A 25,900-nucleotide genomic window follows, 5' to 3' on the forward strand; every position below is an offset into this window, starting at 1 on the left:
CCCGCCGGCCCCCGCGCCGCCCCCGGCGTCCAGTCGGACCGCCCTCCGCCGCACCGCCCAGGTCACCCGATGCCCGCCGGGCGCCGCCGCCAGTGCCCGGTGGCCTGTTCGAAGGCGTGACCGACCTGGAGGACCGCGAAGTCCGCCCGGTGCGGCCCGACGATCTGTACTCCGACGGGCAGCCCGCCGGAGGTGAACCCGGCCGGGACGGACAGCGCTGGACTGCCGGTCGAGCTGATCAGGTACGCCGAGCGCATCCAGTCCAGATAGTCGTCCATGGCCACCCCGGCGATCTCGGTCGGGTACTCCATGGAGACGTCGAACGGCACCACCTGGCTGACCGGCAGCAGCAGCACGTCATAACGGTCGAAGAACTCCCGGACACGGTGGTAGAGCCGGGTGTGCAGCACCTCGGCACGGGCCACGTCCGGACCGGTGAGCTTGCGCCCCTCCTCGGCGTTCTCCCGGATGGCCCGCTTCAGCCCCTCGGGGTGACGGTCCATGAGCGGGCCGAAGGCGACCTCGAACATCGAGGCGCGCAGCGTGCGGAAGACCTCCTCGGCCTCGGTCAGGTCCGGGCAGGCCCGCTCCACGACGCAACCGAGGCCGGTGAAGACCTCCGCCGCGGAAGTGACCGCGGCGGCCACCTCCGGCTGGACCGGCACCAGACCCCCGAGATCCGGCGACCAGGCCACTCGCAGCCCCGTCAGGTCGCGGTCGAGGGGGCGGGCGAAGCGGGCGCCGGGCTCGTCCAGGGCGATCGGCGACCGCGCGTCGGGTCCGGCGATCGCGGACAGCAGCAGGGCGGTGTCGGCCACGGTGCGGGCCATCGGCCCCTTGACGCCGAGGGTGCTCCAGGCGTGCGTGGTGGGCCAGTTGGGAACGCGTCCGGGGGACGGGCGCAGACCCACGACGTTGCAGAACGAGGCCGGGTTGCGCAGCGAGCCGCCGGTGTCGCTGCCGTCCGCGATCGGGATCATGCCGGAGGCCAGCGCCGCCGCCGCGCCCCCGCTGCTGCCGCCCGCGCTGCGGCCCAGGTCGTACGGGTTGTGGGTGGCGCCGAAAACGGGGTTGAAGGTGTGCGAACCGGCGCCGAACTCGGGCACGTTGGTCTTGCCGATGGTGATCGCCCCGGCGGCCCGGATCCGTTCGATCAGCAGGTCGTCCTGGTCGGGTACGCCGTCGGCGAGCGGCGAGCCATGGCTGGTGCGGATACCCGCGGTGTTATGGATGTCCTTGTGGGCGATGGGCAGCCCGTGCAGCGGCCCGAGCCGCTCTCCGGCCACGATCCGCTCATCGGCCTCCGCGGCGGCCTCGCGGGCCCGGTCCGCGACGAGGGTGACGATCGCGTTGACGGCGGGGTTGACCCGTTCGATACGAGCCAGATGGGCCTCGAGCAGCTCCCGAGCCGACAGTTCGCGGGTACGCAGCAGGGCGCTGAGTTCCCGTGCGGTCCTGAAGCAGAGATCGTCGTCCGTCGTCACGGTCGCTCGCCTTCCTCGGTGGTCGTCGCTGCGCGCATCAGCCCGCCGCCGGACTCGGCGGTGGTGTCCTTGCGGTGGCCATCGTCCTCACGGTGGCTGGTACGTACGGGGGCCAGGGGCGGAACCCATGGTTCGGGAAGCCGCCGGACGAGGGAAGAGCACCGTCACGGCGACCGCCACCGGCACAGCGCCTCCAGGGCGCGAGGGCGCGAGGGCAGTGCGCGGCGTTACAAGACCGCCCCGGGCGCCGGACATCGTGTCGGGCGCCCGGCAAGCGGCCGCCCCGCCCTGTCCCGGCGGACACGGCGGGGCGGTCGGCGACCCGAGGTCCTTACGGATTACGGACGTGGCCCGGCGGGCACCGGGATCCGCGCGGCCGAGGTGCCGAGCCCCGTGGGCCCGTGCCACGGGGGCACCGGCCGCCCAAGCCACGGGGCTACCGGCCGCGCCCCGGATCCAGCCCCGGTCCCCACCACTCCGGTCCCCACCGCCCCGGTCCCCACCGGCTGCCGGGACGCGCGGCGCAGCTCGTCCTCCCGGTAGCGCGGGACCTCCCGGTGCCAGTTCATGATCCCGGCCATCCAGTTGCGCAGCTCCTCCACATAGCCGTCCATGGCCTTCCGCGCCTCCGGCCCCAGACCGAAGTCGTCGTACAACACGGGGAACTCATGCGCCGCGACATGCTGGAACTGCCGCATCCGGGAGGTCATCAGATCGTTCACGATGGCGACCCCGGTCGGATAGTCGCAGTCGAAGAAGTTCTGGACGACGAGGACACCGTTGTGGATCTCGCCCTCGAACTCGATCTCCTTCTGGTACGAGAAGACGTCGTTCAGCAGCGTCGCGTAGTCCATGGCGGCGTTCTCCAGCGACCGGACCGGACCGCTGCGGTAGATCTCGGGCGGTATCCGCCGTCCGTGCGCCAGTCGGCACAGGCTCATGGTGAGGTGGGAGCCGAAGGTGTGCCTGCGCATCTCGATGTAGTCGACCGGATCGGGGATCCGGTTCTGGGTCTGATTGGCCAGCTCCCACAGCCAGCTGGCGGTCATGTCCTCGATGGTCTGACGGAAGTCGCGGCGCGCCGGGCCCTCCATCGGCCCCGCCGTACGGCCCCACAGATCGGCCAGCGCTCGCTCCAGCGCGTTCGCCGGGACCGGGGTGGGGCCCGCGTCGAGCGGCATGAACGCCCCGAGCCGGGCGTTGGCCGCCCGCGCTCCGGCCAGATCGTGGGTGCGGCCGAAGACCGCCGGATAGTAGTCGTCGGCGTAGGTGCCCCAGGCCAGCCAGCCGGAGGTCAGGGCGAGCTCCTCCGCGGAGCCGTCCGGGTGGATGCCCGCCGCGCACAGCGGGAGGTCGGCGGCGAGCAGCCGGGCCTCGTCCCAGACCTGCGAGCCGGGTACGCCGGGCTGCGCTTCGAGGATGCCCATCCGCTGGGCCCAGTCGACCAGATCGCGGCGGGCGGCGGGCAGATGCGGATTGAGCCGGAGGGTGAACGGCATGGAGAAGTCCGGCAGCAGGGACGGCCCGGTCTTCTGGAACGGGACATGGCTGAACCCGCGCGCCCTGGCCGCCTCCGCCCGGCCGGTGGTCAGCGGCAGGCTCGCTGCCGAGACGCCGAGGCCGCTGAGTGCGAAGGGGGACCACGCGGCGGCCTCGGCCTCCCGGCCGGTGCCGCCACCGCCCGCCTGCTTCACGCTGCCCGGCTGCTTCCCACCGCTCGCGCCACCGTTCACGCCACCGCCCGCGCCGCCGTTCGCGCCGTTCATGTAGCGGCTGGAGCGCATATGCCACTCATGGCCGCCGGACTGCCAGTCCTGGAGCCCCTTGACGTAGGCGAGGACGCCCGCGCCGGCCACCGGGTCCAGACCGTGCTCGGCGAAGAGCGGACCGAGCTCGGTGAGCGTGGTGTTCTCGAACTGCTGCAGCCGTGAGGTGAGCAGCTCATTGACGGACTCGGCCGCCTCCTGGGTGGTGCAGCCCAGGAACGTCTCCAGGACCAGGACACCATTGCTGAGCTCGCCCTCGTCCTCGATCTCCCGCTGGTAGGAGAACAGGTCGTTGCGCAGGTGCACCGCGTCCGCGAAGGCGTCCCGCACCACCCGCATCGGCCGTGACCCGGCGATCACCGCCGGTACCTCGGCCCCCACCGCATGCTCGACCAGCCCGGCCGACCAGGGCGCGCCGCCGACCTTACGGCGCATCTCGATGTACTCGACCGGATTGGGGATCCGGTCGATGTTGATGTTCGAGAGCTCCCAGAGCGACTCGTTGAGCAGGTTCTCGGTGCTCTCCCGGAACCGCGCCCGCCAGTCCGCCGACATCGAGGGCACCGTCCGCGCCCACAGGTCCGCGAGCCCCGCCTCGACCGGGTTGGTCGGCTCGGGCGGCCGGGCGGCCGGATCCATCGGCATGAAGGCGGGCAGCCGGTCCAGATACGCCTTACCGGCTTCACGGTCCTGGGAGCGCTTGAACGTCTCCAGGAAGTGGTCGTCGAAGAAGAACACCCACACGTACCAGTCCGTGATCAGCGAGAGCTCCGCGCCGGAGCAGTCGGGGTGGGTGTACGCGCACAGCAGGCCGTAGTCGTGGGCGTCGAGATCCGCCTGCTCCCAGATTCCCGAGCCCTCGAGCATTCCCATCGCGCGGGCCCACCGGGTGGAGTGCTCCCGTGCCTCCTGGACATGAGGGTTCAGCCGAGCCGGGTACGGCATGTAGAAGTCGGGGAGTTGAAAGGGCTGTGTCACTACTGGGCCGGCACCTCTCCGTGCGACGGTGGCCCGTAACCGTCCGGCCACGGGCTGGGTCGGCTACGGGCTACCCATGCCACTCCTGGCCTATCCGACAGCCTCATTAGTCACACAAGTGCACGACGTGCCAGGGGATGGGGCGGGGCCCCGGTCCCCGTCTCGTCGTGGTCGCGGGGGCGGGCCCGCGACCACGACGAGAATGGGCCGACCGGGAAGGGACCGGCCAGAGGCCCGTCGAGAGGAAACCGAGCCAGAGAAGCCGACCGAGACAGGCCGACGGCTCACCCCGAACGGTGGGGCCTCCCCGCTCCGGTCTCCTTGGCCTGGGCACACTCCACGGAGGCGGAGCCGCCCCGCGCGGCCGTGCCACCGACTCCACCAGCCCCACCAGCCTCACCGACCCCGTCACCGGTACCGACGCTGCCTCCGGTGCCGACACTGCCGCCGGTGTCGCCGCTGCCACCGCTGGTGGCCGCCCCGCCGCCGGGCCGCCCGGTCGGCCGGAAGGCCCATGCCATCCGCGGCTCCATCGCGAAACGGAATACCCGCTGGACGGGCGGGGTGCACAAGGCGGTCACCACGACCGCCCCCACAACCGTCACCACGATCTCCCCCAGGGGCCGGTGCAGCCACGGGTGGTCGTACCAGTTCCAGAAGCGGGAGCCCTTGGCGAGGAAGCCGTGCAGCAGATAGCCGTACAGCGTCCCGGCACCGAGCACCGTGAACCACGTCCGGCGCCGGGGCACCCAGGCGAGGAAGCACACCGTGAGCACCATGGAGCAGCCGAAGAGGGCGAACGTCATCACCGTCCCCGCCCACCACGGCGCACCCAGTTCCTCCGCGCTGTCCATGCGGTAGAACCACGCCGGGTTCAACCGCGGCACGGCCCAGTAGGCGAAGACCAGCGCGGCGGCGGCCACCGGCAGCGCCAGCCACCTGACCTCGCGCCGCCGCACCAGCTCGAAGTGGTGTGGCCGCATCTCCAGTCCCAGTACGAAGAACGGCAGGAACTGGAGCACCCGCTGAAGATCGAGGTCGTCACCGATCTCCGGGGAACAGGTGGCGAGCGCGGCGATGGCGAGCGCCACCGGCACCGGCCACCGCACGATCCGCCACAGCGGCGTGGTCAGCCGCCAGACGAAGAGCGCGATCAGGAACCAGGTCAGGTACCAGGGGTCGAGCAGACTGATCGGATAGGACGGATCGTCGCCCGCCGACCGCTTGAAGAAGGTGTACGCGACCTCGAAGAGGACGTACGGGACGGCGACGCCCGTGATCAAACGCTTGAGCTGGTTCGGCCGGACATCGAAACTCCGCGAGAAATGCCCGGAGATGAGGATGAACACCGGCATGTGGAACGTGTAGACGGTCATATAAAGCGCGGACGCCGCTCTGCTGCCGCCCCGCAGGGGCTCCCACGCGTGCCCCATCGCGACCAGCACGATCGCCAGGTACTTGGCGTTGTCGAAGAACGCGTCACGCTGTTTCGGCGCGCGGGACGGGGTTTTGGCCACCTCCGGGGGCGGGGGCGCCGGTGCTCGCCGCGCGGGCAGTAAGGACGAGATGTTCATCACATACAGCCTCCCGGGGAACCTGCGGGGGCGATCCCGCCTCTTTCCAGGTCTGGGCGGAGGGTTGCGGAGTGGAACATTCCACGCACCATAGCGGCGACCACCGAACCGCGCCCGAAAGGCTCAGCCCTCGCGTACGAAGGTTTACGCCCAGCCCAGCACATACGTCACCTCCTCCACTTGGGAACTTCTTTGCCACTCCCAGCGGTTCACAGAGTGACAAAGCGGGCCGATCGGCCCGGTCTTGACCGGCCCTGCCTGCTAGCTTCTACACAGCTGTAGATCTGAAGCCTAACCAACCAACCTGTGAATGGAGTGGCCATGGCCCTGTGGGACCGCATCAAGGAGTCCGCCCAGGCGATGCAGAGTCAGCTCGAGGCGAAGAAGAACGACCTGAAGAGCGGCGCGTTCCGCGATGCGAGCATGGCGATGTGTGCGCTGGTGGCGGCGGCGGACGGCTCGATCGACCCGTCCGAGCGGCAGCGCGTCGCCCAGCTGATCGCCACCAATGAGGTGTTGCAGAACTTCCCGGCCGACGACCTTCAGCGGCGCTTCAACGACTACATCAACAAGCTCACCGCGGACTTCGACTTCGGCAAGGTGAGCGTGATGCAGGAGGTCGCCAAGGCCAAGAAGAAGCCGGCCGAGGCACGCGCCGTGATCCAGATCGGCATCGTCATCGGCGGCGCCGACGGCAACTTCGACAAGACCGAGCAGGCCGTGGTCCGCGAGGCGTGCTACACGCTGGGCCTTCCGCCGGCCGAGTTCGACCTGTGACCCGCCGGGTTCGTCCCGTACGGCGAACCCGTCAACCGTAAGGCGTCCCGCAAGCCGCCTTCGGCGGGCCGTACGGCCCGCGCGGTCCTGCAGCGGCGTCGAGCGTGCAGGACCTCCAGGGCGGGCGGCGCGGCAGCGCGCGGCGTCGCGGCATGACGGCGCGGCGGCGGGCAGCACCCATAGCGACACGGCCACGTACGCCACGCACGGCCACGCGCGGCACGGGCACGCGCGGCACGGGCACGCACGGCACGGACAGCCACCTGCGGCGCGCACAGCCACGTACGGCACGCACCGCCACCTGCGGCACGCACGGCCGCGTACGCCACGCACCGCCACCTGCCGCAGCACCTACAGCGGCGTCGCGGTGTGCAGGACGAGGACCAGGGCGACCGCCGCGTTCGCCGAGGACACGGCGGACGCGGCCGTGCCCACCGCCGCGACCCACAGGGCCAGCCCCGCGGCCGTCCACGTCGGCGGCCAGGGCCGGGCCGGCGGCACCGGCCCCAGCAGCGCGGCGACCCTGCGCGGCACCGGCCCCGGCGCGGCGAACCCGGCGAGCGTCGGCGCCGGGGTGCCCTGGGAGACCAGGGCCGCCTTGCCGACCGCGAGCGCCGTGACCCGGCGGTCCCCGACCTCCCGGGCCGCCTCCTCGTCCGCCCAGCGCTCGGCGCAGTAGTCCACCGCGGCCCGCAGCGGCCGCAGCAGCGGATTGGCCCGCGCCGCGAGCTGGGCGGCCAGCAGGTAGCGGTGGTGGTGGCCGGTCAGGTGGGCGTGCTCATGCGCGATGAGGGCCCGCCGCTCGCCGGCGTTGAGGCTGTCCAGCATCCCGGTGGAGACGACGATCCGGCCCGGCTTCCCGGCCCGCCCGGAGGTTCCGGGCAGCGCGTACGCGTACGCCTTGCCGTCGGGCAGCACCGCGACCGGCGACTCCGGCAGTCCGGCGAGCGCGAGCTGGGCGCTCCGCCGCACCCGTACGTGGCGCAGGCAGGTGGCCGTACAGGCGGCGGCCACCGCCGCCAGCGCGCCGATCGCCACCTTCCCGGCCACCACGTCGTAGGGCACCGCCGCCCGCACCTCGGGGTCCGACCAGCTGTCCGGCAGCGGATTGCCCGGCAGCTGTGCCGTACCGACGACCACCAGCAGCCCCAGGCACAGCGTGGAGCACACCGCGAGGACGGCGCCGACGAGCGTCAGCAGCCGGGTGGCGGTGCGCGGGTGGAGATGCTGCTCGGCGAGCCGGGCGATCGGCAGCGCCGTTAAGGGCAGGACCAGCGGGAGGTAGACGAAGACGCCCATCGGTCAGTCCTCCGGCTCCTCCGCCGCGTCGGTCAGCAGGTCGCGCAGCAACCGCTCGTCATCCTGGGTCAGTCCGGTCACAAAGCTGGCCAGGACCGCCTCGCGGTCGTCCTGGTCGTCCAGCACCCGGCGCATCCGCAGCGCCGCGAGCCCCGCCTCGTCCGAGGCCGCCAGCCAGACGAAGGAGCGGCCCGCGCGTTCGCGGGTCACGGCCTGCTTGGCGTGCAGCCGGGACAGGATGGTCATGACCGTGGTGTAGGCGAGCTCGCCCTCGATCCGCTCCTGCACCCATGCGGCGGTCACCGGCCCCGGCGCCCGGCGCAGCGCCGCGAGCACCTGCGCCTCCAGTTCGCCCTGGCCGCGCCGACGGGGGCGGCGGGGCCAGCCGGGCCCGCCGGTCCGGTCGTGGTCCGTCACACCGTCTCCTTCCACCCCGCACGCGCCCGGCGCGCGGCGTCACATCGTAGCGAGCGGCCGGACACGGGCGCACCGGTCGTGCGTTCGCCCCTTTGGCCCGGCTGTGCGCGCGGCCCCGGGCCGCCTCACCCATGCTGAGCGGGGGACGCGGCACGGGCCCGGGCGCTCTGTCCGGCCCGGCCCACCCTCGTGGCGGACGCGGAGCCGTCCGGTGTCCGGTGACGGCTCACCTTCACCCCCGCGCGGCCGTGGCCGCCGGACGACGGACCCGGAAGGAACCCACTCAGCCATGACGCAGACGCAAGGCTCGCTCGTGCGGCAGATCACCGACTACGCCCACCGTGCCGACCCGTACCCGCTCTACGCGGAGCTGCGCAAGACGCCCGTGGCGCACGACGAGGAGGGCCCGTACATCGTCTCCACCTACTGGGAGATCCACGGTCTGCTGCACGATCCCCGGCTCAGCTCCGACGCGCGCAACCTGGACCCGCGGGCCGCCCCGGAGCCGGTCGACGAGGACGAGGGGCTGCCGCCCAGCTTCCTGAAGCTCGACCCGCCCGAGCACGACCGGCTGCGCCGGCTCGCGATGGCGCCCTTCGGCCCGCCGCACACCCCGCGCCGTCTCCACACCATGCGCGGTGAACTCACCCGGATCGTCGGCGAGCTGATCGACGGCTTCGAGGGCCGGGACCGGATCGATCTCGTCGACCACTTCTCCTTCCCCTTCCCCGTCACCGTGATCTGCCGGCTGCTCGGGGTGCCCCGCGAGGACGAGGCGCGCTTCCACACCTGGGCCGGCACCCTCACCACCGGTCTGGACCCCGATCCGGACGCGGACGCCGCCGAGCGGCAGCGGACCGCCCGGCAGGCCCGTACGGAGCTGGCGACGTACCTGTCCGAGCTGATCGAGGAGCGCCGCCGCGCCCCCGGCGACGACATGCTCTCCGCCATGGTGGCCGGGCAGGGCCCGGAGGAGGGGATCTGCCGCATGGAGCTGCTGAGCACCGCGGCGCTGCTGCTGGTCGCGGGGCACGAGACCACCGTCAACCTGATCACCAACGGCATGCTGACCCTGCTGCGCAACCCGGATGTGCTGGTCCGGCTGCGCGAGGATCACCATCTGGTCGTTCCGCTGGTGGAGGAGCTGCTGCGGTTCGATCCGCCGGTGCAGATGCTGCCTCAGCGCACCCCGCTCTCGGAGATCGACATCGCGGGCGTGACCATCCCCAGGGGGGCACCCGTCTGGTTGCTGCTGGCCTCGGGCAACCGCGATCCGCAGCGGTTCCCCGACCCCGACCGGTTCGATCCGCAGCGCAAGGACAACCAGCACCTCGGCTTCGGCAGCGGTGTCCACAGTTGCTTCGGCGCACCACTGGCCCGGCTGGAAGCCCAGATCGCGCTGACCGAACTGGCCCGTCGGCTGGTCCGGCCCCGGCTGCTGGAGGATCCGCCGGCCTACCGGCGCAACGCGGTGCTGCGCGGGCCGAGGCAGTTGCCGCTCGCGTACGAGGGGCTGGCGCCGGACGGGTCCCGGTGACGACGCGGCTCACCACCGCGGCGGGACGGGGCGGCTGCCCCGTACCCGACACGAACAGGCCCACAACCGCCCCCGCAACACCCCCGCCACCCACCCCGGACCCCACGAACAGCCACCCCGTACGCGGCAACAGGCGCCCCGTACCCGGCACGAACGGGCCCACCACCCCCGCAACACCCCCGCCCACCCCGGACCCAGCAGGCGGGTGCACCACCCCCGCAACGCGGACGCGCGGAGGGCGAGGCTCCGGACCGATGCCGGGCGGGTTCACCGCGGCCTGAACGCGGACGCGCTCTTCCCGGCCGCGCCCCTCCGGCCCCTGCCCGTCCCGGCCGCGTCCCTCTCGGCCCGGGCGGCGATGTTCCGGGCCATACCGCCGAAGACGAGGGCGTGCCAGGGCGCGACCGACCACCAGTAGAGATGCCCGGCGAGGCCGCGCGGATGGAACAGCGCCCGCTGCCGGTACACCGCCCCGTCCCGCGCGTCCCGGTCGACCACCATTTCCAGCCAGGCCAGGCCCGGCAGCCGCATCTCGGCCCTGAGCCGCAGCAGCCGGGGCGGCAGGACCTCCTCCACCCGCCAGAAGTCCAGGCTGTCCCCGACCCTGAGCCGTGCCGCGTCCCGGCGGCCCCGGCGCAGTCCCACGCCGCCCACCAGGGTGTCGATCCAGCCGCGCAGCGCCCAGGCGAGCGGCAGCGAGTACCACCCGTTCTCGCCGCCGATCCCCTCCACCACCCGCCAGACGGCCTCCGGCGAGGCGTCCACCGCGCGCTCGCGGCGGTCCTGGTAGAGGCTGCCGCCCGCCCAGTCGGGGTCGGTGGGCAGCGGATCGCTGGGCACGCCGGGGGTGGCGGCGGAGGACCAGCGGGTGGCGACGTCCGCGTCGCGGATCCGCCGCAGGGCCAGCTCCAGCGCCCGGTCCACGCCGAGCGGTCCGCCGGGCGGATCCGGCACATGGTGCGCGATGTCCCGTTCGGCACACACCACCTCATGGCGCAGCGACTCCACCAGCGGGCGGGCGATGGCGCCCGGCACGGGCGTGACCAGGCCGACCCACAGACTGGACAGCCGGGGGCTGAGCACCGGCACCGGTGCGATGAGCCGCCGCCGCAGCCCGGTCACGGCCGCGTACCGCCGCATCATGTCGCGGTAGGTGAGGACGTCGGGGCCGCCGATGTCGAAGGCCCGGTGCACCTCGTCCGGCAGCGCGGCGCAGCCCACCAGCAGCCGCAGCACATCGCGGACGGCGATCGGCTGGGTGCGGGTGCGCACCCAGCGGGGCGTCACCATCACCGGCAGCCGCTCGGTGAGATAGCGCAGCATCTCGAACGAGGCCGAGCCGGAGCCGATGATCATTCCGGCCCGCAGGACGGCGGTCGGCACCCCGGAGTCCAGCAGCACCCGGCCCACCTCGGCCCGGGACCGCAGATGCGGCGACAGCGCGCGCTCGGGCACTCCGCCCGGGGTGAGCCCGCCGAGATAGACGATTCGGCGCACTCCGGCGGCGCGCGCCCGCCTGCCGAAGATCCGCGCGGCGCGGCGGTCGGTCTCCTCGAAGCCGGGCCCGGTGCCCAGCGCGTGGACCAGGTAGTAAGCGACGTCCACGCCTTCCATGGCGGCGCGCAGGGAGTCCTCGTCGGTCACATCGCCGCGTACCGCCTCCACCTGCCCCGACCAGGGATGGTCGCGCAGCTTCTGGGGCGAACGGGCCACGCACCGCACCCGGTACCCCGCCGCCAGCAGCTCGGGCACCAGCCGGCCGCCGATGTAGCCGGTGGCCCCGGTGACCAGACAGCGGCGCGGCTCCGGTGCGCGGCGTGCGTGCGGCGGACGCTCGGAAGGGGTCATGAGGCCATGGTGCGCGGGCAGGACGAAACCTGCGAGGTGGGCTCCCTTCGGCGGCATTGTCCGTATCAGGTGGTGGAGGTCGCTCTCCGGTCTCCCCGACCTTCGAGCCTCTCAGCCCGGCCATCTAGGAGGCACTCCGGGGGACTGACGTCCTCTGTCCTGAGTGTCTCTCCGGTCGAGCTCCCTCGCTCGCCCCGCAGGCTGCTTTTCACGTTACTCCGCACCCCCATGAGCGCATAGGCCCTTTCGCGTATTTTTTCCATTTTTCTGACCGCGGCCGCGGCGGCTTCGCGCCCGGCACTCCCGCGCCTTGGCTGCGCCGGAAGGGGCTCGCCCGGTAGGCTTTCCGTGTGATCTTCAAGCGCATCGGAAACGGTCGGCCCTATCCCGACCACGGCCGGGAAAGCACCCGCCAGTGGGCGGATGTCGCCCCACGCCCGGTACGTCTTGACCAGTTGGTCACGACGAAGCAGCAGCTCGACCTGGAGACGCTGCTCGCGGAGGACTCGACGTTCTACGGGGACCTGTTCGCCCACGTGGTGAAGTGGCAGGGCGACCTCTATCTGGAGGACGGGCTGCACCGCGCGGTGCGCGCCGCGCTCCAGCAGCGCCAGGTGCTGCACGCACGCGTCCTGGAGGTCGAGGGCTGACCGCGCCCGCACGCCCCCGGCGGCTGATCGCCGCCGATCGGCTTCGATCTCTGTTGACCCTTTCGGGTTGGTCCACGGACCAACCATTGATCATTTAGTAGGCATCGCCACCGGGGCGCACTACGCTGCGTACATGAGCATGCTGACCCCTCCCGGCATGGGCGGAAAGTACCGCATTACGGGCGAGCGCTACCCGCGGATGAGCCGACCCCGGAGCCGCCGGCGGCTGGTGTTCGCCGCGTTCGGCTCGGTCCTGGCGCTCGGCCTGGTCGGGTGGGGAACGCTTCAGCTCATCGACGTCTTCTCCGGCGACGACGACGGCCAGACGGTCCGCGCGGCGCACGGCACCGACACGTGCGAGCGCGGCGACAAGCGCCCCGACGAGAACGCGAAGTCCGGCCGGGCCGAGGACAGCGGCCGGAGCGGCGAGAGCGGCCGTACGGGCCGGAAGCTGCCGAAGCCCTCCCAGATCACGGTCAACGTCTACAACGCCACCACGCGCTCCGGCCTCGCCAAGGACACCGCGGAGGAGCTGGAGAAGCGCGGCTTCAAGATCGGGAAGGTGGGCAACGCCCCGGCCGAGTACGACAAGAAGGTCAAGGCCCCCGGGCTGCTGCTCGGCGCCCCGGGCGCCGACGACGGGGCGTTCAACGTGCTCGGCACCCAGCTCGACGGCGCCCGGACCAAGAACGACGCACGCGACGGCAAGGACATCGACCTGATCATCGGCAGCGGTTTCAAGGACCTGGTCAAGCAGAAGGACGCCGACAAGGCGCTGGCCACCCTGGCCAAGCCCTCGCCCACGCCCTCCAAAACGCCCTGCCGCTGACCGCTCCACCGTTGCCCGGCCCCGGGCCGGCCGCCGACCGCTCCGCCCGTGTGCGCGGTCCCGGCGCGCCCCGCCGGAGGCCGGTGACCGCCCGGATGGGCCGCGCCCGGGTGGGCCGTTCCGCGGTGGTCAGCCCGCGGTCCCGTACATCCGGTCACCCGCGTCGCCGAGTCCGGGCACGATGTACCCCTGCTCGTTGAGCCGCTCGTCGACGGACGAGGTGACCACCGTCACCGGCGCGCCCGCCAGCTCGCGCTCCATGAGCTCGACGCCCTGGGGCGCCGCCAGCAGACACAGCGCGGTCACGTCGTCGGCGCCCCGCGATATCAGTTCCCTGATCGCCGCGACCAGCGTCCCGCCGGTGGCGAGCATCGGATCCAGGACGTACACCTGACGGCCGGAGAGGTCCTCGGGCATCCGGGTGGCGTAGGTGGACGCCTGGAGCGTCTCCTCGTCACGGATCATGCCCAGGAAGCCCACCTCGGCGGTGGGCAGCAGCCGCACCATGCCGTCGAGCATCCCGAGACCGGCCCGCAGGATCGGCACCACCATGGGACGCGGATGGGACAGCCGTACCCCGGTCGTGGTCGTCACCGGGGTCTCGATGTCGACCTGCTCGGTGCGCACATCGCGCGTGGCCTCGTACGCGAGCAGGGTCACCAGCTCGTCGGCGAGCCGCCGGAAGGTGGGGGAGTCGGTGCGCTTGTCGCGCAGCGTGGTGAGTTTGTGCGCCACCAGCGGGTGGTCGACGACGTGGATCCGCATGCCGACGACACTAACCGAGCCTCCGGAGCCCGACTGCCGCCGGTAACGCCCTCGCACGCCTCCCGTGCGCTCGACCGTCTGCCGCCGTACTGGCATTAAACCGCCGTTTCGGGGGAAAGTGGGCAAGAGCGCCCCGGCTGCCCCGGGGCAATACCTCGGCCCCGAGGAGTGATGTGACCATGGCCGACGCGACCGCGCAGGAGACCGCCGCGGACCGCCGCCGCCGTCGCGACCGCTTCCTGCGCGCACTGAACGAGGCCAGGGCGGTACGGAACCGGGTGCGTCCCCAGCAGGCGCGCGCCGCCCGGATGCGCCGGGCGATACACCTGCGGACGTTCTCCTGGTGAGCCCCGGTGGGCCGCCGCCGAACCGCCGGAGAGGGTTTCCGCGCGTTTCGATTCCGTCCGCGTGAGCCACATCTCTTTGGACTGGTGCACGACGCAGCGCGGAAGACCTCTCGCGAAGCGATGGTTTCTGCCACGATTCCGATTGGGGCGGGACACTGTCCCGCCCGCCCCCGGCACGCCTATGACCAGTGGGAGAGTCACGGTGTACTTCGCCGCATTGCTCGCGCGCACCGAAGAAGGGTGGGAAGCGAGCGACACAGAGCTCGATGACGTGGAAACTCTGACGGATCTGATCGAATTGGCCCGTCTGGCTTCCAAGGACGACGACACGGTTCTGGCCTTCATCGAGCACGAAGACGCGTGGTTCGGCGTCGTCCGCGTGGACGGCGAGGACGACCCGCACATCTACGTATCGGACGCGGCAGCGGCCGCCCGCACCTCGTACGGCTCGATGCTCACCGACGAGCTGCTCGGCCGCGACCCCGACGACGATCTGGACAGCCTGGTCGACCTGGACGGCACCGAGGACGGCGAACCGGACCGGGACGACGAGGACGCCGACGACGCCCCGGTCCCGATCGGCCCGCTCGGCGATGCCGACATCCTGGCCGACCTGGGCATGGACGAGAAGGAGCTGAAGGCCCTCGACGGGGATGCCCTCGAGTCGATCGCCGAGATGCTGGGCTGCAGCATGGAGGGTCTGGAGGCGGTGCGCTGACCGCCGCGGCCCCGCCCTGTCACCACACCGACATGCACCGATCCACAGCCGATCCGCGCCTGATCCGCACCTGATCGGCTGCGATCCACGTCGATCCGTACCTGATCCGCCCTGATCCGCCCTGATCCGCTTCGATCCGTACCCGAACCGCACTGAGCCACGCTGATCCACACTGAAGCCATGACCGATCCGCTGACCGGCCTCCTGCCCGGACCCGACCCCGACCCCCTGCGCGATCCCTGGCGCGCTCCGATGCGCCTGGCGCTGGAGGAGGCGGTACGGGCCCCCGAGACGGGAGACGTGCCGGTCGGCGCCGTCGTGCTGGGCCCGGACGGCTCGGTACTCGGCCGCGGTCGCAACGAGCGCGAGGCCCACGGCGACCCGACGGCCCACGCCGAGGTCCTCGCCCTCCGCGCCGCCGCCCGCCACCTCGGGGGCTGGCGGCTGACCGGCTGCACCCTGGTGGTCACCCTGGAGCCGTGCACGATGTGCGCCGGCGCGATCGTCCTGTCCCGTCTCGACCGGCTGGTCTACGGCGCCGTGGACGAGAAGGCCGGCGCGGTCGGCTCCCTCTGGGACGTGGTCCGCGACCGCCGCCTCAACCACCGCCCCGAAGTCATCGCGGGCGTCCTGGCGGACGCGTGCGCGGCCCCTCTGACCACCTTCTTCCGCGCGTCCTGACCCCCTCCGCCCGCCCCGGCCGGGAACCGATTTCGATTCCCGGCCACCCGTCCGCTAGGCTCTCCCTCGGTAGCGTGTCCGAGCGGCCGAAGGAGCGCGCCTCGAAAGCGCGTGAGGGGGCAACTCCTCCGTGGGTTCAAATCCCACCGCTACCGCTGTGAACCACGTAGGGCCCGGCTCATCGAGCCGGGCCCTACGTGTGTCCCGGGGCCGTTTCCCGTCAGGGGCCGGACGGGGGCGGCTGCTGCTGATTCGGGTCGGGCTGCGGCTGCTGTTGCTGTTGCTGTTGCTGATTCGGGTCGGGCTGCGGCTGCTGCTGGTTCTGGTCGGGGGGCTGCTGCTGGTTCTGGTCCGGCGGCTGCTGGGGCGGAGGCTGGTTGGGCGGGGGCTGGTTGGGGGGCGGCTGGTTGGGCGGAGGCTGGTTGGGGGCGGCTGGTTCGGCGGAGGCTGATTCGGCGGAGGCTGGTTGGGAGGCGGCTGATTCGGCGGAGGCTGCGGCTGCTGCTGCTGGTCTGAAGGCTGGTCCTGCGGCTGCTGCTGACCGGGATCAGACGGCTGGTCCTGCGGCTGCTGCTGGCCCGGATCCGAGGGCTGGTCCTGCGGCTGCTGCTGGCCCGGATCAGACGGCTGATCCGACGGCTGATCCGAGGGCTGCGACTGCTGCGAGGGGGTCCCGGACGGGCGCTCGGTCTCCAGCGGGGTGAACCGGTCGGACGGCTTCAGGGTGACCTTCGGCGCCTCCCGCAGACGCGGTGCGCGCTGCTCACCCGGCATCGCCAGGGACGAGGGGTAGTCGGCCCGTGCGAGCAGCGTGTCCCGCGGGTTCCCGCTGCCGTTGCCGTCGCCGAGCGGGCGCTTGAACAGCTCGGCTTTGCCCACCCCCACCAGGACGAGTTGTTTCACGTTCTTCGAGGCCGGCCGAATGACGGTCACCGTGCTCCGGGAGAAACCGTTCCACTGGGGGCCGGTGAAGGTCGGCTTGGCGTGGCGCGGCGGTGCCGAGATCCTCACGGGATTCCCGGAGTCGCATTTCACGACGGGCACCCCGCGCTGATCGACGAATACCGCGGTTCCGGCCTGGAGAACGGCGGACACCGGTTTGACCCCACCGCGGTAGCCGTAGGTCTTCGCATAGGTGTCGGAGCGCAGAGTGACGCTCGTGAGCCGCTGGACGTAACCGGGGATGTCATCGGCCGAGCCGAGGTGCTGGATCCGGCTCCAGGCGGCCCCCTTCCGCTTGTCCGCGTCGAGGTCGTGGAGCAGCCCCTGGCGGTCGCAGGGCTGCCGGTTCCGTACGCCGCCGTAGAGCCCGGGGGTGTCGCCGCGGAAGGCCCTGCCGCCGTTGGAGGGCGACACCACGTGGGTGCGGTCGTGACCGACGGAGGAGGTGAACGCGGGGACCGAGGTCCTTCCGACGGGTTCTCGCCGGTATTCGACCGCCGCGGCGGACCCGGGGACTTCCCCGGAGGCTTCTCGGGAGGCTTCCCCGGATGCCTTTTCGGAGGGGGAGATCATCCCAAGGACCACCACGGCGGCCACCACGACGACGAAACCGACGACGAATGCTGATCGACGCGAGGTGAGGTGCCATGAGATCGAGCGCATTTCCCTCTCCTTCCCTTACCTCGCCCCCCATCCTGCGCTCGCGCCGCGCACCCCCGCTTCCCCCGAATCCTTGACATCTCACCCCACCTTCGGGGGACTTGGGCCGCGTTTGACCGCCGCCGCACGCAGAACCGCCCCCGACCCGGTGGACCCGGATCGGGGGCGGTCGCTGCCCCTCGCGGTCTGTGCGCGGCGGACCCTCCGACCATGTCGGATGTCGGCCACGTATCTAGACTAAACGGACATGCTCCAGTTGGCAGCGGAACAGGCGGAATAGGCGGAACAGGGGGAACCGGCGGGACGAACGGGTGGAACCGGCGGGAAGACGGACGGCAGCCGAGGAGGACCGGATGAGCGGCCCTGTCGTAGCGGGGGTCGATGGTTCGCGGCGCAGCCTTACGGCGGCCGAGTGGGCCGCGCGGGAGGCCGCGCGGCGCGGGGTCGCGCTGCGGCTGGTGCACGCCTGTCCGCCGCTGCCGCGCAGGGTCTCTCCGGTGCCCGGGGTGGACGCCTGGCAGCAGGTGGGCGAGCAGATGCTCGGCCGGACGGTCGCCGATTTCCGGGCGCGCCACGCGGGCCTCGAGATCGACGGGAAGCACACCGCCGCCGAACCGGCCGAGGCGCTGCTCACGGCCGCCACGAGCGCCGGGCTGCTGGTCGTCGGGGCCCGGGGCTGGGGAGGCTTCGACGGGCTGGCGGTGGGCTCCGTGGCCCTGCGGGTGACGGCGATGGCGGACTGTCCCGTCGTGACGGTCCCGGAGACTCGGCGTACCGGCACCGGGCGGGACGGCTGGGCCGGACCGGGTGGCTCACCCGGACCGGACAGCTCGCCCGGGCCGGACGACTGGGCCGCCGCGGAGACCGCCGAGGTGCAGCTGGGCTTCGACGCGCACGCCCCGGCGGAGGCGACGGTCGCCTTCGCGTTCCGCGCCGCCCAGGAGCGCGGCGTCCCGCTGCGGGTGGTGCACGCGTGGGCGCTGCCCCCGGCCTCCCCTTCGGCCTGGATGCTCACGGTGCTGGAGGAGGACCGCGCGACGTGGGAGGACCAGGAGAGCCAGGTGGTCTCGGACGCCCTGCGGCCGTGGCGGGAGAGCTGTCCCGAAGTCACCGTGGTGCCGGACGTCGTGCTGCTCAATCCGGCGGAGGCGCTGGTGAGGGCCTCGGAGCGGGCCGGGCTGCTGGTGATCGGACGCCGTACGGCCACCCGGCCCACCGAACTGCGGCTGGGGCCGGTCGCCCATGCCGTACTGCATCACGCCCGCTGCCCGCTGGCGGTCGTACCGCATCCCGCGGGCTGAGCCGCCGCCAGGGACTCGCGCGGAGCCGGTCGGTGACGCGGCGGCACCTGGCTCAGCCGAAGAACACCCCGAACTCGGAGTAGAGCGCGGGATCGACGGTCTTGGTGGCCGCGGTGGCCTCCGCGAGCGGTATCCGCACGATGTCCGTGCCGCGCAGCGCCACCATCGTGCCGAAGTCGCGGTCCTTGACGGTGTCGATCGCGCGCAGCCCGAAGTGGGTGGCCAGCCAGCGGTCGAAGGCGCTGGGCGTCCCACCGCGCTGGATGTGGCCGAGGACCGTGGTGCGGGCCTCCTTGCCGGTGCGGTCGGCGATCTCATGGGCCAGCCACTCGCCGATACCGGAGAGCCGGACATGGCCGAACTCGTCCAGGCTGGTGTCCTTGACGACCATCTGGCCCTGCTTCGGCACGGCCCCCTCCGCGACCACCACGATGGGCGCGTACCTGATCTTGAAGCGGTTCTCCACCCAGGCGCAGACCTGGTCGACGTCGAAGGGCTGCTCGGGGATGAGGATGACGTTGGCACCGCCCGCGATGCCCGAGTGCAGGGCGATCCAGCCGGCGTGCCGCCCCATCACCTCGACCACCAGGGTGCGGGTGTGGGACTCGGCGGTGGTGTGCAGCCGGTCGATCGCCTCGGTGGCGATGTTGACGGCGGTGTCGAAGCCGAAGGTGTAGTCGGTGCCCGCCACGTCGTTGTCGATCGTCTTGGGCACCCCGACCACCTGGATGCCCTCGCCCACCAGGGCCGCGGCGACGCCGAGCGTGTCCTCGCCGCCGATCGCGATGAGCGCGTCCAGCCCGTACTCGGCGAAGGTCTCCCGCACCCTGCCGACCCCGTCGTCGCTCGCCAGGGGGTTGGTCCGGGAGGAGCCGAGGATGGTGCCGCCGCGTGGCAGGATGCCGCGGACGGCCGGGACGTCGAGCGGTACGACGGCTCCTTCGAGCGCGCCGCGCCAGCCGTCCCGCACCCCGACGAACTCGAAGCCGTGCACCTCCACGCCCTTGCGGACGATGCCGCGGATCGCGGCGTTGAGCCCGGGGCAGTCACCACCGCCGGTCAGCACACCGACACGCATCTCCGCTCCCTCCGCCGACGGCACGAGCCGCTGTCGCCGGAGCTCCTTCCGGCGCCGCTCCTGTCACCCTCCCTTTCTCCAGAATCCACCCATATGTAGTGCGGCGCCCACACCGGCGGAGCGCCACCCCTACGACATTGATCAGTTCATCCAACTGGTACGACTGATGCGCCAGCAGTGTGGATAGACTCTCGCGACTGTGTAACGGGGACAGCGGGAGAGGCAGCACAGATGGCCCAGGCCAAGAAAATCGCGCTCTATATGCTGATCGTCTTCGTGCTGTACACGATCATCAAGACGCCGGCCCGGGCCGCCGACCTCGTCCAGGTCGGTTTCGAGGGCATATCGGACGCCGCCAAGAGCGTCGGCGAGTTCATGACGGAACTGGTCAGCTAACCTCCATCCCTTCCGGCTCCTCCCTCACCCCGCCCCCTTCTTTGGTTCCTTGCCGGGCGATTTCTCCACCAACACGTGGTAAAGGGGTGCTTGCACACAGTGCACATGTCTTGTGATGCTATGACCGCTTTGCCGGGTGAGTACATCGTGAAGGGGTGGCGTGACCGTGTCGGCCCGAACCGCGCCCAGAACCCCGCCCCAGGGCGATGGCGGCAGTGAAAGCGGCAGAAGCCGCGGGGCTGACGCCAGAGCGCTCACCCAAGTGCTCTTCGCCGAGCTGTCGAACCTCACCCCCGGGACCCCCGAGCACGCCCGGGTGCGCGCCGCGCTGATCGAGGCCAATCTGCCGCTGGTCCGCTACGCCGCGGCCCGCTTCCGCAGCCGCAACGAACCCATGGAGGACGTGATCCAGGTCGGCACCATCGGCCTGATCAACGCGATCGACCGGTTCGACCCGGACCGCGGGGTGCAGTTCCCGACCTTCGCCATGCCGACCGTCGTCGGCGAGATCAAGCGCTACTTCCGCGACAACGTCCGCACCGTCCATGTGCCGCGCCGGCTGCATGAGCTGTGGGTGCAGGTCAACGGCGCGACCGAGGACCTGACGGTGCTGCACGGCCGCTCCCCGACGACGGCCGAGATCGCCGAGCGGCTCAAGCTCAGCGAGGAGGAGGTGCTCGCCTGCATCGAGGCGGGCCGCTCGTATCACGCCACCTCCCTGGAGGCCGCCCAGGAGGGCGACGGCCTGCCCGGGCTGGTCGACCGGCTCGGCTACGAGGACCCGGCGCTCGCCGGAGTGGAGCACCGCGATCTGGTGCGCCATCTGCTCGTACAGCTGCCCGAGCGCGAGCAGCGTATCCTTTTGCTGCGTTACTACAGCAATCTGACGCAATCTCAGATCAGTGCCGAGCTCGGAGTCTCCCAGATGCACGTGTCCCGGCTGCTGTCCCGCAGCTTCGCCAGGCTGAGATCCGCAAACCGGATCGAGTCCTGATCCTTGCGAGGGACCCCCGCCCCGATGTCTCAAGGCTGTAATGTCGACTTGGCGCTACAGCGTGTTGCCGACATGTGACATTCTGCAGGAACAGCGTTTGCCGCGGCCCGACCTCCGGTATTCAGGGGAAGGCTGCGTCGGACGCGAACCGCGCAGCTGGGATCCGTCCGCGACCTCTAGGGGGTGGCATGTCCGTAGAACTGGGCAGCTCGAAGGTGCTCACCAACGACGCACCGCACATGCCTGACGACTGCGACGCCATCGACACCCGCACCCTCTCCCGCTCCCTCTTCCTGCGACTCGCCACCCTCGACAAGGACAGTGCGGAGGCCGGCTACGTCCGTGACACCCTCATCGAGCTGAACCTCCCGCTCGTCCGCTACGCGGCGGCCCGGTTCCGCAGCCGTAACGAGCCGATGGAGGACATCGTCCAGGTCGGCACCATCGGTCTGATCAAGGCGATCGACCGTTTCGACTGCGAACGGGGCGTGGAGTTCCCGACGTTCGCCATGCCGACCGTCGTCGGCGAGATCAAGCGGTTCTTCCGCGACACCAGCTGGTCGGTGCGGGTCCCGCGGCGGCTCCAGGAGCTGCGGCTGGCACTGACCAAGGCCAGCGACGAGCTGTCACAGAAGCTCGACCGCTCCCCGACCGTCACCGAGCTGGCCACCGCGCTGGGCGTCTCGGAGGAGGACGTGGTCGACGGCCTCGCGGTGGGCAACGCCTACACGGCCAGCTCGCTGGACTCCCCGTCCCCCGAGGACGACGGCGCCGAGGGGTCGCTCGCCGACCGGCTGGGGTACGAGGACAGCGCGCTGGAGGGCGTGGAGTACCGCGAGTCGCTCAAGCCCCTGCTGGCCAAGCTGCCCCCGCGCGAGCGCCAGATCATCATGCTGCGCTTCTTCGCCAATATGACCCAGTCGCAAATCGGCGAAGAGGTCGGGATCTCCCAGATGCATGTCTCCCGGCTGCTCACCCGGACCCTGGCCCAGCTGCGCGAGGGTCTGATCTCGGACTGAGCCGGATCGGCCCGGCCCGGTCCGGCCTGGTCCGGCCTGGTCCGGTCCGATCCGGTCCGGGCTCGGACCGGCCGCTCCCCCTGCCGGATCCCTGTACACCTGACGGGCCGTCAGCCACACTGGCCCGATGCGATACGCATGGAGCCGGACAACGGGCCGCCGAGGCACGGCGATCGCCTCCTCGGCGGCCGCGCTGTGCCTGGGGGCACTGCTCAGCGGCTGCGGCGCCGGCGGCGACGGCTATGTCGCCGCCGGGGCGGCCGGACCCGACGGCCAGCGCACCGCGAAGGCCGTACCACCCGAGGACGGCGTCGATCTGGTGCCCCTGGACGAGGACGGCACACACGGCGATCGCGCCGGTAAGGGCGGCCCGAACGGGAAGTCCGGAACGGACGCGGCCGGTCCCGGCCCCACCGGGGAGGGCGGGACGGACGGACCGGCGGCACCAACGCCCTCGGCGTCCGCCACGGCCCCGAGCCGCCCGAACGGCTCGGACGCCTCGGACGGTTCCGGCGGCACGGGCAGCGGCAAGGGCGGCTCCCGGGGCCCAGGACGCACCGACGACGGCCCCGAGGACGGCGACGGCCCCGAGGGCGGCGACGGGCCCCGTGAGCCCTCGCCCTCCGGAACCGGTCCTTCGGACTCCTCCGGCTCCCCCACCCCCACCGGTCCGGCCGTCCTGGAGGTCGGCGAGCCGGAGCGCACGGCGACCGATGAGCGCTGGTGCGAGAAAGTGAAGGTCGAGTTCCGCAACACCGGGGGAACGCCGGTCACCTCAGGCACCGTCACCTTCGCCACGCATGTGATCGACGCCCTGGGCATCGACTGGGCGACGCTCGAGTCCGAGGAAGAGCTGCCCGCGCCGATCGGCGCGGGACAGAAGAAGGAGAAGACCTGGACGGTGTGCGTGGACGACTGGCGAGTGCCGCTGGGCATGCACATCGAGACGCAGGACGTCTCGGTCGCCTGGAAGCCGTAAGGCCGCCTCAGCGGCCGTCGGACCGCTCCACGGGCAAGGCCGCTCGGCGGCGACCGCAAGACGCGTCAGCGACCGTAAGACGCATCGGCGGCCTCGAGACGGCCCAAAGCCCAAAGAGGCGCATCGGCGGCCCCGAGACGGTCCCAGGACGCCGTCGGCGGCCCCAAGGCACCTCGCCCGCCGTGGTGCCGCCTCAGCGGCCGTAAGGGGAGTGCGGGAGCTCACGCCCCCGCCGGGGATGTCAGGACGTCGAGGGCTCAGGCCAGCGCCAGCCAGGCCACCGCGGCGACGATCACGACCGCCGCGATCACGCCGACGATCACGCCGACGCGCGAACCGCCGCTCGTTGCGGCGGACGCCTGAGGCTGCCGCGTACCCTCGTCGACGAAGGCGCGGAACATCTGGGTGGAACCGGCCGGGTCGTGGTTGCCGTTGGGGCTCTGGGGGTTGTTCGCCATGAGCCCCGACCCTAGCGAACGAGCGGATTCCGGGACACCCCCGGGTCTCAGCCATCCCGCACGCCTCACCCGCACCGCTTGACCGGCTCCAGAACGACTCTTTAACGGCAATTTACCGCCCAGACCCCCCTTTCATTTGCCTGTAGCAACTAACTTCCCGTATGGTTGCCTTAAGCAACTGATCTACCTCCTGGGAGGTGCCGTGGCCACACAGCGCCACTACGAGGAGCTGGCTCGGCAGCTCAGCGCCATCGGCACCGTCAAGCGCGGACTCAGCCGGGTACTGCCGGCCGACTGCCCGTCGGGCGCAGCCGTCGTCCTGATGCTCCTCGACCGCTACGGCGAGATGCGCATGGGAAGGCTCGCGGAGCTGCTCGACATCGACATGTCGGTGACCAGCCGGCATGTGGCGCATGTCGCGGACCGCGGCTGGGTCGACCGCAAGCCCGATCCGCTCGACCGGCGGTCGCGGCTGCTGAGCATCAACACCAGTGGACGAGCGCTGCTCGGTGAGGTGTCCGAGCGCTACACGAAGGCACTCGCCAGCTGTCTGAGCGACTGGTCGGACGAGGACGTCGACCGGCTCAACGAACTTCTCGCCCGGTTGCGGACGAATTTCGGGGACACCCGTTCCCGGGCTGTGCCGCAGCACGCGGCGAGCAGCACCACCCGTACACCTTCGCAACGTTAAGGAACTTCATGGCAACGACCACACCGGACGGCGGTGTGCGGGGACCCGCGGGGCACCCCGCCCACGCCAAGCACGGCGGAGGAGGTCACCGGGCCCAGCACGCCAACGGCCCGGACGCCTCGGCGCCGATGACCCACCGGCAGATCATGGAGGCGCTCTCCGGGCTGCTGCTGGGGATGTTCGTCGCGATCCTGTCGTCGACGATCGTCTCCAACGCGCTGCCCGAGATCATCTCGGATCTCCACGGCGGGCAGTCCGCGTACACCTGGGTCGTCACCGCCACCCTGCTGGCCATGACGGCCGCCACACCGCTGTGGGGCAAGCTCTCCGACCTGTTCAGCAAGAAGCTGCTGGTCCAGATCGCCCTGCTGATCTATGTGGCGGGCTCGGTGGTGGCCGGTCTGTCGCAGAACCCCGGCATGCTGATCGCCTGCCGCGTGGTCCAGGGCATCGGCGTCGGCGGTCTGTCCGCCCTCGCCCAGGTCGTCATGGCGGCGATGATCTCCCCGCGTGAGCGCGGCCGTTACAGCGGCTACCTCGGCGCCACCTTCGCCGTCGCGACCGTCGGCGGTCCGCTGCTGGGCGGCGTGATCACCGACACCTCCTGGCTGGGCTGGCGCTGGTGCTTCTACGTCGGCGTCCCGTTCGCCGTCATCGCGCTGATCGTCCTGCAGAAGACCCTCAAGCTCCCGGTGGTGAAGCGGGACGTCAAGGTCGACTGGTCCGGCGCCTTCTTCATCAGCGCCGCGGTCTCGCTGCTGCTGCTCTGGGTCACCTTCGCCGGTGACAAGTACGACTGGATCTCCTGGCAGACCTACGCGATGGTCGGCGGATCGATCGTCCTCGGTCTGATCTTCGTCCTGATCGAGTCCAAGGCGAGCGAGCCGATCATCCCGCTGCGGCTGTTCCGCAACAAGACGATCACCCTCGCGTCGCTGGCGTCGCTCTTCGTCGGTATCGCGATGTTCTCCGGCACCGTCTTCTTCAGCCAGTACTTCCAGCTGGCGCGCGGCGAGTCGCCCACCATGTCAGGCGTCATGACCATCCCGATGATCGGCGGTCTGTTCGTCTCCTCGACCGTTTCCGGTCAGGTCATCACCAAGACCGGTCGCTGGAAGGCGTGGCTGGTCGCCGGCGGTGTGCTGGTGACGGCCGGACTCGGACTGCTGGGCACCATCCGGTACGACACCCCGTACTGGCACATGGCCATCTACATGGCGCTCATGGGCCTCGGCATCGGCATGATGATGCAGAACCTGGTGCTGGCCTCCCAGAACCAGGTGGCCCCGCAGGACCTCGGCGCGGCAAGCGCCGTCGTCACCTTCTTCCGCTCCCTGGGCGGTGCGGTGGGTGTCTCCGCGCTCGGTGCCGTGCTCGCCAACCGCGTCACCCACTACGTCAAGGACGGCCTGGCCGACCTGGGCCCCAAGGGCGCCGCACTCGGCCACGGCGGCACCGGCGGCGGTGGCATCCCGAACGTCAAGGCGCTGCCCGAACCGTTCCGCACGATCATGGAGAGCGCCTACGGACACGGTGTCGGGGACGTCTTCCTGTTCGCCGCCCCGGCCGCGCTGCTCGCCCTGCTGCTGACCCTGTTCATCAAGGAGGTCGCCCTGAAGACCAGCTCCGGATCCCAGCAGGCCGCCTCGGACACCCCGGCCCCCGAGGCCGCGCCGGCCGACGCGGTGCCGGCCGCGGCCGCCGCCGAGCGG

At 71.5% G+C, this 25,900-nt stretch carries 23 protein-coding genes, 1 tRNA gene and 1 pseudogene; 15 read left to right on the forward strand and 10 right to left on the reverse strand.

Going from position 1 to position 25,900, the window contains the following annotated elements:
* Positions 1 to 62: 62 nt before the first annotated feature.
* The 3 genes from AXW62_RS22690 to AXW62_RS22700 all read right to left on the reverse strand — a co-directional run bounded on the left by AXW62_RS22690 (position 63) and on the right by AXW62_RS22700 (position 5,802).
* On the reverse strand, positions 63 to 1,484 hold the full coding sequence (locus AXW62_RS22690) for an amidase (protein WP_060946144.1): 1,422 nt from the start codon (positions 1,482 to 1,484) through the stop codon (positions 63 to 65).
* Between the two features lie 338 nt (positions 1,485 to 1,822).
* Complete coding sequence (locus AXW62_RS22695) at positions 1,823 to 4,228, reverse strand: terpene synthase family protein (RefSeq protein WP_174556417.1); 2,406 nt, start codon at positions 4,226 to 4,228, stop codon at positions 1,823 to 1,825.
* A gap of 284 nt (positions 4,229 to 4,512) precedes the next feature.
* On the reverse strand, positions 4,513 to 5,802 hold the full coding sequence (locus tag AXW62_RS22700; RefSeq protein ID WP_079115740.1) for an acyltransferase family protein: 1,290 nt from the start codon (positions 5,800 to 5,802) through the stop codon (positions 4,513 to 4,515).
* A gap of 321 nt (positions 5,803 to 6,123) precedes the next feature.
* Between AXW62_RS22700 and AXW62_RS22705 the strand changes: the two genes are divergently transcribed.
* Positions 6,124 to 6,579 (forward strand): tellurite resistance TerB family protein, encoded by a 456-nt coding sequence (locus AXW62_RS22705; protein WP_030829917.1) that lies wholly within the window; start codon positions 6,124 to 6,126, stop codon positions 6,577 to 6,579.
* A gap of 351 nt (positions 6,580 to 6,930) precedes the next feature.
* On the opposite strand, the gene AXW62_RS22710 is transcribed toward AXW62_RS22705, so the two are convergent.
* Both AXW62_RS22710 and AXW62_RS22715 read right to left on the reverse strand, forming a co-directional pair.
* Positions 6,931 to 7,878 carry a M56 family metallopeptidase gene (locus AXW62_RS22710; protein WP_060946145.1) on the reverse strand — a complete coding sequence of 316 codons (948 nt, stop codon included), beginning with the start codon at positions 7,876 to 7,878 and terminating at the stop codon, positions 6,931 to 6,933.
* 3 nt (positions 7,879 to 7,881) lie between these two features.
* Positions 7,882 to 8,295 (reverse strand): BlaI/MecI/CopY family transcriptional regulator, encoded by a 414-nt coding sequence (locus tag AXW62_RS22715; RefSeq protein ID WP_030829922.1) that lies wholly within the window; start codon positions 8,293 to 8,295, stop codon positions 7,882 to 7,884.
* A 289-nt stretch (positions 8,296 to 8,584) separates the two neighbouring features.
* Here AXW62_RS22715 and AXW62_RS22720 point away from each other — a divergent pair, with 289 nt between their 5' ends.
* Positions 8,585 to 9,832, forward strand: coding sequence for a cytochrome P450 (locus tag AXW62_RS22720; protein ID WP_060946146.1), 1,248 nt, complete (start codon positions 8,585 to 8,587; stop codon positions 9,830 to 9,832).
* Between the two features lie 267 nt (positions 9,833 to 10,099).
* Here the strand turns inward: AXW62_RS22720 and AXW62_RS22725 are convergent, their stop codons facing one another.
* Positions 10,100 to 11,680 (reverse strand): SDR family oxidoreductase, encoded by a 1,581-nt coding sequence (locus AXW62_RS22725; RefSeq protein WP_060946154.1) that lies wholly within the window; start codon positions 11,678 to 11,680, stop codon positions 10,100 to 10,102.
* 350 nt (positions 11,681 to 12,030) lie between these two features.
* Between AXW62_RS22725 and AXW62_RS22730 the strand changes: the two genes are divergently transcribed.
* Complete coding sequence (locus AXW62_RS22730; RefSeq protein WP_030829930.1) at positions 12,031 to 12,330, forward strand: type II toxin-antitoxin system VapB family antitoxin; 300 nt, start codon at positions 12,031 to 12,033, stop codon at positions 12,328 to 12,330.
* 133 nt (positions 12,331 to 12,463) lie between these two features.
* Entirely contained in the window at positions 12,464 to 13,159 is a 696-nt protein-coding gene (locus tag AXW62_RS22735; RefSeq protein ID WP_079115741.1) for a LytR C-terminal domain-containing protein, read from the forward strand.
* A 129-nt stretch (positions 13,160 to 13,288) separates the two neighbouring features.
* On the opposite strand, the gene upp is transcribed toward AXW62_RS22735, so the two are convergent.
* On the reverse strand, positions 13,289 to 13,924 hold the full coding sequence (upp, locus tag AXW62_RS22740) for a uracil phosphoribosyltransferase (protein ID WP_060946148.1): 636 nt from the start codon (positions 13,922 to 13,924) through the stop codon (positions 13,289 to 13,291).
* 179 nt (positions 13,925 to 14,103) lie between these two features.
* Here upp and AXW62_RS44555 point away from each other — a divergent pair, with 179 nt between their 5' ends.
* The 4 genes from AXW62_RS44555 (at position 14,104) to AXW62_RS22755 (ending at position 15,825) form a co-directional block, all read left to right on the forward strand.
* On the forward strand, positions 14,104 to 14,271 hold the full coding sequence (locus tag AXW62_RS44555; RefSeq protein ID WP_173669773.1) for a hypothetical protein: 168 nt from the start codon (positions 14,104 to 14,106) through the stop codon (positions 14,269 to 14,271).
* Positions 14,272 to 14,452: 181 nt separating this feature from the next.
* Entirely contained in the window at positions 14,453 to 14,989 is a 537-nt protein-coding gene (locus tag AXW62_RS22745; RefSeq protein ID WP_164502457.1) for a tRNA adenosine deaminase-associated protein, read from the forward strand.
* Between the two features lie 180 nt (positions 14,990 to 15,169).
* Entirely contained in the window at positions 15,170 to 15,670 is a 501-nt protein-coding gene (gene tadA / locus AXW62_RS22750; RefSeq protein WP_060946149.1) for a tRNA adenosine(34) deaminase TadA, read from the forward strand.
* Positions 15,671 to 15,738: 68 nt separating this feature from the next.
* Positions 15,739 to 15,825, forward strand: a tRNA-Ser gene (locus AXW62_RS22755).
* Positions 15,826 to 16,573: 748 nt separating this feature from the next.
* Here the strand turns inward: AXW62_RS22755 and AXW62_RS47190 are convergent.
* A pseudogene (locus AXW62_RS47190) lies at positions 16,574 to 17,275 on the reverse strand (DUF6777 domain-containing protein); the annotation flags it as partial.
* Positions 17,276 to 17,625: 350 nt separating this feature from the next.
* Here AXW62_RS47190 and AXW62_RS22765 point away from each other — a divergent pair.
* Positions 17,626 to 18,573, forward strand: a complete 948-nt coding sequence (locus AXW62_RS22765; protein ID WP_060946151.1) for a universal stress protein — start codon at positions 17,626 to 17,628, stop codon at positions 18,571 to 18,573.
* Positions 18,574 to 18,625: 52 nt separating this feature from the next.
* Here the strand turns inward: AXW62_RS22765 and AXW62_RS22770 are convergent, their stop codons facing one another.
* Positions 18,626 to 19,651, reverse strand: a complete 1,026-nt coding sequence (locus AXW62_RS22770) for a 6-phosphofructokinase (protein WP_060946155.1) — start codon at positions 19,649 to 19,651, stop codon at positions 18,626 to 18,628.
* 261 nt (positions 19,652 to 19,912) lie between these two features.
* Here AXW62_RS22770 and AXW62_RS46710 point away from each other — a divergent pair, with 261 nt between their 5' ends.
* The 4 genes from AXW62_RS46710 to AXW62_RS22785 all read left to right on the forward strand — a co-directional run bounded on the left by AXW62_RS46710 (position 19,913) and on the right by AXW62_RS22785 (position 23,039).
* Positions 19,913 to 20,047 carry a hypothetical protein gene (locus AXW62_RS46710; RefSeq protein WP_258407664.1) on the forward strand — a complete coding sequence of 45 codons (135 nt, stop codon included), beginning with the start codon at positions 19,913 to 19,915 and terminating at the stop codon, positions 20,045 to 20,047.
* A 160-nt stretch (positions 20,048 to 20,207) separates the two neighbouring features.
* Complete coding sequence (locus AXW62_RS22775) at positions 20,208 to 21,041, forward strand: RNA polymerase sigma factor SigF (RefSeq protein ID WP_030829954.1); 834 nt, start codon at positions 20,208 to 20,210, stop codon at positions 21,039 to 21,041.
* A 188-nt stretch (positions 21,042 to 21,229) separates the two neighbouring features.
* Positions 21,230 to 22,060, forward strand: coding sequence for an RNA polymerase sigma factor SigF (locus tag AXW62_RS22780; RefSeq protein ID WP_030829957.1), 831 nt, complete (start codon positions 21,230 to 21,232; stop codon positions 22,058 to 22,060).
* A 127-nt stretch (positions 22,061 to 22,187) separates the two neighbouring features.
* Complete coding sequence (locus AXW62_RS22785) at positions 22,188 to 23,039, forward strand: hypothetical protein (protein WP_060946152.1); 852 nt, start codon at positions 22,188 to 22,190, stop codon at positions 23,037 to 23,039.
* A gap of 257 nt (positions 23,040 to 23,296) precedes the next feature.
* Here the strand turns inward: AXW62_RS22785 and AXW62_RS22790 are convergent, their stop codons facing one another.
* A complete protein-coding gene (locus AXW62_RS22790) occupies positions 23,297 to 23,497 on the reverse strand; it encodes a hypothetical protein (protein ID WP_030829963.1) in 201 nt (66 codons plus the stop codon).
* Positions 23,498 to 23,699: 202 nt separating this feature from the next.
* Here AXW62_RS22790 and AXW62_RS22795 point away from each other — a divergent pair, with 202 nt between their 5' ends.
* Together AXW62_RS22795 and AXW62_RS22800 are read left to right on the forward strand one after the other, a co-directional pair.
* Entirely contained in the window at positions 23,700 to 24,188 is a 489-nt protein-coding gene (locus AXW62_RS22795) for a MarR family winged helix-turn-helix transcriptional regulator (RefSeq protein WP_030829966.1), read from the forward strand.
* Positions 24,189 to 24,316: 128 nt separating this feature from the next.
* Positions 24,317 to 25,900, forward strand: a 1,584-nt coding sequence (locus tag AXW62_RS22800) for an MDR family MFS transporter (protein WP_502688781.1), incomplete at its 3' end; no start/stop codon positions are given.

This window comes from Streptomyces hygroscopicus subsp. hygroscopicus (assembly GCF_001553455.1).
GTDB lineage: Bacteria > Actinomycetota > Actinomycetes > Streptomycetales > Streptomycetaceae > Streptomyces > Streptomyces hygroscopicus.

What these genes read in the sequence shown, in the direction of transcription:
- AXW62_RS22735 (WP_079115741.1), top strand. Translation starts at nt 12,464, where the DNA reads ATGAGCATGCTGACCCCTCCCGGCATGGGCGGAAAGTACCGCATTACG.
- AXW62_RS22720 (WP_060946146.1), top strand. Translation starts at nt 8,585, where the DNA reads ATGACGCAGACGCAAGGCTCGCTCGTGCGGCAGATCACCGACTACGCC.
- AXW62_RS46710 (WP_258407664.1), top strand. Translation starts at nt 19,913, where the DNA reads ATGCTGATCGTCTTCGTGCTGTACACGATCATCAAGACGCCGGCCCGG.
- AXW62_RS22780 (WP_030829957.1), top strand. Translation starts at nt 21,230, where the DNA reads ATGTCCGTAGAACTGGGCAGCTCGAAGGTGCTCACCAACGACGCACCG.
- AXW62_RS22765 (WP_060946151.1), top strand. Translation starts at nt 17,626, where the DNA reads ATGAGCGGCCCTGTCGTAGCGGGGGTCGATGGTTCGCGGCGCAGCCTT.
- AXW62_RS44555 (WP_173669773.1), top strand. Translation starts at nt 14,104, where the DNA reads ATGGCCGACGCGACCGCGCAGGAGACCGCCGCGGACCGCCGCCGCCGT.
- AXW62_RS22770 (WP_060946155.1), bottom strand. Translation starts at nt 19,651, where the DNA reads ATGCGTGTCGGTGTGCTGACCGGCGGTGGTGACTGCCCCGGGCTCAAC.
- upp (WP_060946148.1), bottom strand. Translation starts at nt 13,924, where the DNA reads ATGCGGATCCACGTCGTCGACCACCCGCTGGTGGCGCACAAACTCACC.
- AXW62_RS22700 (WP_079115740.1), bottom strand. Translation starts at nt 5,802, where the DNA reads ATGAACATCTCGTCCTTACTGCCCGCGCGGCGAGCACCGGCGCCCCCG.
- AXW62_RS22725 (WP_060946154.1), bottom strand. Translation starts at nt 11,680, where the DNA reads ATGACCCCTTCCGAGCGTCCGCCGCACGCACGCCGCGCACCGGAGCCG.
- AXW62_RS22785 (WP_060946152.1), top strand. Translation starts at nt 22,188, where the DNA reads ATGCGATACGCATGGAGCCGGACAACGGGCCGCCGAGGCACGGCGATC.
- AXW62_RS22710 (WP_060946145.1), bottom strand. Translation starts at nt 7,878, where the DNA reads ATGGGCGTCTTCGTCTACCTCCCGCTGGTCCTGCCCTTAACGGCGCTG.
- AXW62_RS22705 (WP_030829917.1), top strand. Translation starts at nt 6,124, where the DNA reads ATGGCCCTGTGGGACCGCATCAAGGAGTCCGCCCAGGCGATGCAGAGT.
- AXW62_RS22790 (WP_030829963.1), bottom strand. Translation starts at nt 23,497, where the DNA reads ATGGCGAACAACCCCCAGAGCCCCAACGGCAACCACGACCCGGCCGGT.
- tadA (WP_060946149.1), top strand. Translation starts at nt 15,170, where the DNA reads ATGACCGATCCGCTGACCGGCCTCCTGCCCGGACCCGACCCCGACCCC.
- AXW62_RS22745 (WP_164502457.1), top strand. Translation starts at nt 14,453, where the DNA reads ATGACCAGTGGGAGAGTCACGGTGTACTTCGCCGCATTGCTCGCGCGC.